Here is a 7,389-nt window from a genome sequence, read left to right on the forward strand (position 1 = left end):
TTTAAAAAAGGCAAAATTCTTACCAAGAGAGTATCCTAAGAGTTTGAATCCGTTTTCAAATTTAAGGTGTGAAAAAAACTGCCTATAAATACTTGACTCAAACGTACTATTAATTCAAATAGTTTTTTTAAAAGGGAAGTGTTATAATACTCTAAGTGTTATAAATGAACATTTAACGGTATTTTTTTCTAAAAAAATTTAAAAGAAAATAATAAAAATGATTATTAAAACACATGAATATAATAAGTATTTTATTGAACGTTTTTTTACGAAACTTTGGTTAGGCAATCACCTAAATCAAACATGAATACATATACTATTTACATATATAGTGACTTTGTTGGAGGTTCTAACATGACAGTTTATTATTTTGTAGGAATTAAAGGATCTGGTATGAGTGCATTGGCACTAATCCTCCATAATATGGGGTTAAAGGTAAGCGGATCTGATGTTGAAACCTATTATTTTACACAAGAAGCATTAGAAAAAGCGGGGATACCGATTTATCCTTTTAATAAAGACAATATACAACCTGGAATGACAGTTATTGCTGGAAATGCTTTTCCTGATACTCATGAAGAAATACAACGAGCATTAGAATTAGGACTTCCAGTCATTCGTTATCACCGTTTCCTTGGTGATTTTAGTCAAAAGTTTACAAGTATTGCTGTTACTGGTGCCCACGGAAAAACATCTACAACTGGTTTACTATCCCACGTTATGGAATTGGCTAAACCGACATCATATTTAATTGGTGATGGTACAGGAATGGGAACACCAGATGCTGAATACTTTGTATTTGAAGCATGTGAATATCGTAGACATTTCCTTGCATATCATCCAGATTATTGTATTATGACAAATATTGATTTTGATCATCCAGATTATTATGCCAATGTAGACGATGTATTTTCTGCTTTCCAAGAAATGGCTTGGCAAGTGAAAAAAGGCATTATTGCACATGGTGATGATGAACATTTACAAAAAATTCAAGCTAAAGTACCGGTCATTTTTTATGGTATTGATGAAGGCAATGATTTTCAAGCGCGTAATATTGAGCGAACTGATCGTGGTACGAAATTTGATGTGTTTGTAAGAAATACTTTCTATTCATCATTTTTCATTCCTACCTTTGGTGAACATAACGTACTAAATGCGTTAGCTGTTATAACAATTTGTCATTATGAAAATATTGACTTAAATGTTTTAAAAGAAGGATTGGAAACTTTCCACGGTGTGAAACGCCGTTTTACTGAAAAGAAGGTTGGCTCACAAGTTTTAGTTGATGATTATGCACATCATCCAACAGAAATAAAAGCAACAATTGATTCGGCGCGACAAAAATATCCAGATAAAGAAATCATCGCTGTGTTCCAACCGCATACATTTACAAGAACACAAACTTTTTTAGATGACTTTGCTGATAGTTTGAAATTAGCGGATCACGTGTTTTTATGTGAAATCTTCGGTTCAGCAAGAGAAAATCATGGAAACTTGTCAATTGAAGATTTACAAGAAAAAATACCGGAGGCAAAAGTCATTCATGAAGATAGTGTTTCTGACCTAGCTAAATTTGATAATAGTGTAATTTTATTTATGGGTGCCGGTGACGTTCATAAATATCAGGATGCTTATGAAAGTTATTTAAATGAAGGTGTGAAGTAATATATTCTAGCTAGTTGTGGTGCAGCTAGTTCGGGTTGCAAAGGCAAGTGGAAATGAAAATTTTCTGCTTGCTTTTTTAACATTTGGGCTTGCTTCTTACAAGTCTGAAACGGTAATGCTACAATCGCTGACGAAGTGGCAGAAGATTTAGGTTGAAATGTCCTTGAGAAAGTGTCTCGTTGACAAAAAGGAAGTTGAATTGGGTTAAAATGTCACCGAGAAGACGTCTCGATGACAAAAAGAAAGTTGAATTGGGTTAAAATGTCACCGAGAAAACGTCTCGATGACAAAAAGAAAGTAGATTCGAGTTAAAATGTCACTGAGAGGGCATCTCGATGACAAAAAGGAAGTAGATTCGAGTTGAAATGTCACCGAGAAGACGTCTCGATGACAAAAAGGAAGTTGAATTGGGTTAAAATGTCACTGAGAAGGCGTCTCGATGACAAAAAGGAAGTAGATTCGAGTTAAAATGTCACCGAGAAGACGTCTCGATGACAAAAAGAAAGTTGAATTGGGTTAAAATGTCACTGAGAAGGCATCTCGATGACAAAAAGGAAGTAGATTCGAGTTGAAATGTCACCGAGAAGACGTCTCGATGACAAAAAGAAAGTAGAATTGGGTTAAAATGTCACTGAGAAGGCATATCGATGACAAAAAGGAAGTAGATTCGAGTTGAAATGTCACCGAGAAGACGTCTCGATGACAAAAAGGAAGTAGATTCGAGTTGAAATGTCACCGAGAAGACGTCTCGATGACAAAAAGGAAGTAGATTTGAGTTAAAATGTCACTGAGAAGACGTCTCGATGACAAAAAGAAAGTAGATTCGAGTTAAAATGTCACTGAGAGGGCATCTCGATGACAAAAAGGAAGTAGATTCGAGTTGAAATGTCACCGAGAAGACGTCTCGATGACAAAAAGAAAGTAGATTCGAGTTAAAATGTCACTGAGAAGGCATATCGATGACAAAAAGGAAGTTGAATTGGGTTAAAATGTCACCGAGAAGACGTCTCGATGACAAAAAGGAAGTAGATTCGAGTTAAAATGTCACCGAGAAGACGTCTCGATGACAAAAAGAAAGTTGAATTGGGTTAAAATGTCACTGAGAAGACGTCTCGATGACAAAAAGGAAGTAGATTCGAGTTGAAATGTCACCGAGAAGACGTCTCATGGACAATATGCAAGTAGAAGTAGCTCTAAATGTCATCGAGAAATCGCATAATAATATAAAAATCAGGACTACCTCTTTTAGAAGTAGCCCTATATTTTTTAACAATCTTACTTCAAATTCTCCGGATTCAACGCTTCTAACTCTGGTAAAACGAATCGTCCATCTTTGCGCACTAACACATCATCAAAGTACATCTCGCCGCCGCCGAATTCAGGTCTTTGAATCAATACTAAGTCCCAATGTATGTTAGAATGGTTTCCGTTATAAGCATTGTCGTAGCACTGTCCAGGTGTAAAGTGGATACTACCTGTAATTTTTTCATCAAATAAAATTTCTTGCATTGGTGTTAAAATGTATGGGTTCACACCGATGGCAAACTCTCCGACATAACGGGCTCCTTCATCGGTATCAAACACCTGATTAATCCTTTCCGTATCATTCGCTACAGCATCGACAATTTTTCCATCTTTAAATGTTAGTTTCACGTTTTCGAACGTAAACCCTTGATAGACGGATTGTGTATTGTACGTAATCACACCATTTACTGAATCGTGAACTGGTGCAGTGTACACTTCTCCATCAGGAATGTTAGCGTGGCCTGCACATTTAATTGCAGGGATATCTTTAATTGAAAATGTTAAGTCTGTTCCAGGTGATACAATCCGAACTTTGTCAGTCCGATTCATTAAGTCAACGAGTGGGTCCATTGCTTTCGACATTTTTTCATAATCTAAATTACATACGTTAAAATAAAAATCTTCAAAGGCTTCCGTACTCATTCCAGCCCGTTGCGCCATTGCAGATGTCGGGTAACGTAAAACCGTCCATTTCGTCTTCGGAACACGAATTTCTGTATGTACTTTTTGACCAATTGTTTTTCCTTCAATTTGCATCTTATCAGCGGGAACATCGGAAAATTCACTCGTATTATCAATGGAACGAAGTCCGATGTAAGCATCCATCTCTGCCATTAGCTTTGCTTCCACATCTGCCATTAATTCATATTGTTCTTCACTCGCTCCCATTAACAAACTTCTAGAAACTCGATTATCTTTTAGTAGAACAAATGGGTATCCTCCTGCTGCATAAGCTTCTTTCACTAATGATGTAACAAATTCCGTTTGGATCCCAAAGTTTTCAATTAAAACTTTTTCACCCTTTTGTAAATTCACTGAGTAATTAATTAAGTTATACGCTAGCTTTTCTAAGCGTGCATCTCTCATGAAGATTCCTCCTATTTCTTTTTCTTAACTTATTCTACTAAAATATGGTAATAAATTATACTTAGCTAAAATGAATTGCATCATTGAAAAAATCAATTGTTTACGTTAACATTTCAATACGAACTAGTAAGTTTAAATTTGAAACTAGCATAGACGATCTATTTTTAAATATAAATAAAAATTTCTATAATTTTCTAATTTAACTGGAATCTAATGATGAAAAATGTTTTAATAGAGTTAAGAACATTGAAATTTTTTCGGAATTGAAAGGAGCTCACTAGATGGAAGCTATTTTATACATAAGTGTAAGTGCAATTGCGATTGCATTTGTTATATTAGTCATTTATATCATATCTACTTTAAAAACGATTTCAAAAACATTAGAACGGGCATCAAATACTGTTGACGACTTAGAAGGACAAATTAAAGGAGTATCGAAAGAAGCGGAAGCACTATTGAAAAAAACGAATATTTTAGCTGACGATTTACAAAAAAAGTCAGAGAAAATAGATTCTGTCATTGATGCGGCAACAGGTATAGGGCAAACGATTCAACAATTTAACACATCTCTTGCTCAAGTTGGTGAAAATGTAACAAACCGTGTGAATCAAAATCAAGAAAAAATATCGCAAGTCGTTAGCTGGGCACAAATTGCTCTAGAAATTAAGGAAAAATGGGATGAAATGCGTACACGAAAACAGCAAAAACAAGCTCAAAGACAAGAAAATGTAGAAGGATGAAATAAAAAGGAGGAGTTTTAATGGGAGAAAATAATAAAGGTGAAGGACGTGCTTTTCGTAATTTTGTAACAGGAGTAGTTATTGGAAGTGTTGTTGGATCAATAACGGCATTACTTCTTGCACCAAAATCCGGTAGAGAATTACGTAAAGATATTGAAAGTCAAGCTAACATTGTTTTAGATAAAACAGGTGAAGTGAAAGATACGTTAGTTGAAAAAAGTGGACAATGGAAAGAACAGGCAAATGATGCAGCGATAAAATTGACTGAAGCTGTAAAAACGCAAACGAAGGAAATTGTTGATAAAGTACAACAAGTAAAAAGAGAACATATTGATTCTCCTGAAAAAGTACTTGAAGATGCAAAAGGAAAAATTGCGAAGTTATCAAAAGAAATTGATGAATTACAAGCTTCCAAAAAATAGAGCGATTGGAGGTTTGGAAATGGGACTGTCGAAATTGGAGCAAATGGAAGAATTGCAAAGTTTACTTGCTAAGGAAGAGTCGTACTTGTTATTTAAACATAGCCTTACATGTCCAATTAGCCAAGCGGCCTTTGAACAATTTAATCAATATTTAGAAGAAAATAAGGAAATCAAAGGGTATTATTTGACCGTTCAAGAAAGTCGCCCATTATCAAATTATATTGAGGATCATTTTTCCATAAAACATGAATCACCACAAATATTTTATCTTAAAAATGGTTCCGTAAAATGGCACACATCACATCAGAATATAACGAAGGATGCTATTAAAAAAGAAGTAAATCTCGATTAATACAAAATGAAACTGTTCAACGGTTACAAGGCCGATGAACAGTTTTTTTATATCAAAACGCTACTGAATTTATTAATAAGTGAAATGACGGAATATTTGTATTATTATATATTTAAGAATGATTCGGATTATACTTTAAAAGTGGGTGTATGAATGTGGAATTCAGTCAGCTGCCATTTCCTGTTGCTCTAATTAATCAAGCATTTAAAGTCATTCAATTTAACGAGTCGTTTAAAAATATTTTCCCTAACGCTGAGGTTGATATTGACGTTCGTGAGTTTCTACCTAAATATGATAATGAATTTGACTATCAATTGTTAATGAATGAATCTTATGCCGAACATCTTTTTATAAAAAATCCTTATACAAAGGAACAATATATTCTAATTGGTACTAAGTCCGATGGGTTTCATAAGTTAAAGAAGGAGTTAAAAGATATCGAAGCTTATTTTGAAGAAGTTTACGAGGGATTATATATTACAGATGCACAAGGAGTGACCCTTAAAACAAATAAAGCGATTGAACGAATTACGGGAATACCGAAAGATTATTATACCGGGAAAAATGTCAGTCAATTGATGGAAAGAGGGATACTGAAAAATTCCGTAACCCAAGAGGTTGTTAAAACAGGAAAAACCGTTTCATTAGTGCAAAAAAATCATATTGGTAATATTACACTCCTTACCGGATCGCCTATTAAAAATAAGAAAGGAGAAATCGAAAAAGTCGTTACGGTTATTCGCGATTTGACTGAATTGAATCGAATACTTACAGAAAACAGTCATTTTTATCACGAAAAAGATAACGTACAAATTGATACAAGTGATAACGGGGTAATTATTAAAAATAAACAGATGAAGACAATCTATCAACAAGCTAGACGGATTGCTAATTTTGATGCAACGGTTTTAATTTTAGGTGAAACAGGTGTTGGGAAAGATGTGTTAGCAAAATTTATTTACAATAATAGTAATCGTAAGGAAAAGGGGAAACTTGTTAAAGTAAATTGTGGGGCAATACCTCGAGAATTGTTGGAATCAGAATTATTTGGCTATGAAGCAGGAGCCTTTACTGGAGCGAGTAAAAAGGGCAAGCCTGGTATGTTTGAATTAGCCGATAAAGGGATTCTCTTTTTAGATGAAATAGGTGAACTTCCATTAAACTTGCAGGTCAAATTACTTCGAGTTTTACAAGAAGGAGAAATTCAAAAAGTTGGAAGTACAAAGGTTCAAAAAGTAGATGTTCGCATTATAGCTGCAACAAATCGTAATCTGCATGAAATGGTGATGCGTGGTGAATTTCGGGAGGATCTTTATTATCGTTTAAATGTCATTCCTTTATATATTCCCCCATTACAAGAACGCCGTGATGAAATTTTACCTTTAATCCACCACTTTTTATCCAAGTTTAATAAGAAATATTTATTAAATAAAGAGTTTGATTACGAAATGATGGACTTTTTAATATCTTATCATTGGCCGGGTAATATTCGCGAATTAGCAAATTTAATAGAACGGTTAGTTGTTACGACACCTCAGGATAAAATTAGCCTTGAGCACTTGCCGATCGAATATAAAAAAAGCATCAAAGAAAATACGAATCAACCAATTTCATTAAAAGATGCCGTCGAAGAAACGGAAAGAAAGCTACTTGAGAAAGCTGCCAAAAAATATGGCAATACGTATGAAATTGCAAGAGCTTTAAAAACGAGTCAGCCAACAGTCGTACGGAAGTTGAAGAAATATAATATCAAGCCTAAATCTAATGAATAACTGAATGGTTTAAGAGGTTTTGCAGAGTACAAAGCAAAATCTCTTTT

The 7,389-nt window shown here is 34.3% G+C and carries 6 protein-coding genes; 5 read left to right on the plus strand and 1 reads right to left on the minus strand.

Features of this window, described 5'->3' with window-relative positions:
* Nucleotides 1-354 precede the first annotated feature (354 nt).
* Nucleotides 355-1,665: a UDP-N-acetylmuramate--L-alanine ligase gene (gene murC / locus GW534_RS15110; protein ID WP_161921816.1), complete on the plus strand. Its 1,311-nt coding sequence runs from the start codon at nt 355-357 to the stop codon at nt 1,663-1,665.
* Nucleotides 1,666-2,940: 1,275 nt separating this feature from the next.
* Here the strand turns inward: murC and GW534_RS15115 are convergent.
* Nucleotides 2,941-4,056, minus strand: coding sequence for an aminopeptidase (locus GW534_RS15115; RefSeq protein WP_161921817.1), 1,116 nt, complete (start codon nt 4,054-4,056; stop codon nt 2,941-2,943).
* Between the two features lie 281 nt (nt 4,057-4,337).
* Here GW534_RS15115 and GW534_RS15120 point away from each other — a divergent pair, with 281 nt between their 5' ends.
* The 4 genes from GW534_RS15120 (at nt 4,338) to GW534_RS15135 (ending at nt 7,342) form a co-directional block, all read left to right on the plus strand.
* A complete protein-coding gene (locus tag GW534_RS15120; protein WP_161921818.1) occupies nt 4,338-4,796 on the plus strand; it encodes a DUF948 domain-containing protein in 459 nt (152 codons plus the stop codon).
* A 20-nt stretch (nt 4,797-4,816) separates the two neighbouring features.
* A complete protein-coding gene (locus GW534_RS15125) occupies nt 4,817-5,218 on the plus strand; it encodes a YtxH domain-containing protein (protein ID WP_161921819.1) in 402 nt (133 codons plus the stop codon).
* 19 nt (nt 5,219-5,237) lie between these two features.
* Nucleotides 5,238-5,570 carry a bacillithiol system redox-active protein YtxJ gene (ytxJ, locus tag GW534_RS15130; RefSeq protein ID WP_161921820.1) on the plus strand — a complete coding sequence of 111 codons (333 nt, stop codon included), beginning with the start codon at nt 5,238-5,240 and terminating at the stop codon, nt 5,568-5,570.
* A 149-nt stretch (nt 5,571-5,719) separates the two neighbouring features.
* Nucleotides 5,720-7,342 (plus strand): sigma-54 interaction domain-containing protein, encoded by a 1,623-nt coding sequence (locus GW534_RS15135; RefSeq protein ID WP_161921821.1) that lies wholly within the window; start codon nt 5,720-5,722, stop codon nt 7,340-7,342.
* Nucleotides 7,343-7,389 lie beyond the last annotated feature (47 nt).

This window comes from Pallidibacillus pasinlerensis, assembly GCF_009996845.1.
GTDB classification, from domain to species: domain Bacteria; phylum Bacillota; class Bacilli; order Bacillales; family Caldibacillaceae; genus Pallidibacillus; species Pallidibacillus pasinlerensis.

What these genes read in the sequence shown, in the direction of transcription:
- murC (WP_161921816.1), top strand. Translation starts at nt 355, where the DNA reads ATGACAGTTTATTATTTTGTAGGAATTAAAGGATCTGGTATGAGTGCA.
- GW534_RS15115 (WP_161921817.1), bottom strand. Translation starts at nt 4,056, where the DNA reads ATGAGAGATGCACGCTTAGAAAAGCTAGCGTATAACTTAATTAATTAC.
- GW534_RS15120 (WP_161921818.1), top strand. Translation starts at nt 4,338, where the DNA reads ATGGAAGCTATTTTATACATAAGTGTAAGTGCAATTGCGATTGCATTT.
- GW534_RS15125 (WP_161921819.1), top strand. Translation starts at nt 4,817, where the DNA reads ATGGGAGAAAATAATAAAGGTGAAGGACGTGCTTTTCGTAATTTTGTA.
- ytxJ (WP_161921820.1), top strand. Translation starts at nt 5,238, where the DNA reads ATGGGACTGTCGAAATTGGAGCAAATGGAAGAATTGCAAAGTTTACTT.
- GW534_RS15135 (WP_161921821.1), top strand. Translation starts at nt 5,720, where the DNA reads ATGAATGTGGAATTCAGTCAGCTGCCATTTCCTGTTGCTCTAATTAAT.